Here is a 497-nt window from a genome sequence, read left to right as displayed (position 1 = left end):
AAAAGGATTTCCTCCCGATGCTTCGGGACTATCGGGGCTATGGCATCGGTTTTTTGGAGAAGAACCAGGGACAAAGGGAATAAATCTCGGCGCCTTGGTGCCTTTGCGGCATAAAACCGGCTGATGAAAACCTGATTTCTCATCAAAGAAGAGGCAAAAAGATTGAAAACCCATCAAAAATGGAATCCGAAAAGAGGCGGAAACTGCCGAAACCGCATACAAAACAAGAAAATACCTACAGGGATTCAAAAAATCTTGCTTTGTAAACAAACCGTTATCAGCGAGTTAGGGAAAAGATCAAAAAAAGATCGAAAAAACATGGGGAAAAGTGTTGCATAACTGGAAAAAGGTCCTACTTTTGCACCCGCAACAGCGAAAACGTTCACAGAAATACTGGCAGGCAGCAAGGACTAGACGGGAAGAGATTCCTGAAAAAAAAGTTCAAAAAAAGCTTGCAGGTTTTGAAAAAGCGTTCTACATTTGCACCCCGCAAAACA

The 497-nt window shown here is 42.5% G+C and carries 1 protein-coding gene; it reads right to left on the bottom strand.

The features are described from left to right. On the bottom strand, window positions 1-270 hold a 270-nt coding region (locus tag EYY60_RS22380), incomplete at its 3' end, for a hypothetical protein (RefSeq protein ID WP_208749421.1). Window positions 271-497: the final 227 nt, after the last annotated feature.

Origin of the sequence: Flavobacterium zhairuonense (assembly GCF_004352915.1) — a bacterium.
Classification (GTDB): Bacteria; Bacteroidota; Bacteroidia; order Flavobacteriales; family Flavobacteriaceae; genus Flavobacterium; species Flavobacterium zhairuonense.
The sequence above is the reverse complement of the archived record's forward strand: the minus strand, read 5'-3'. Positions and strand labels throughout refer to the sequence as shown.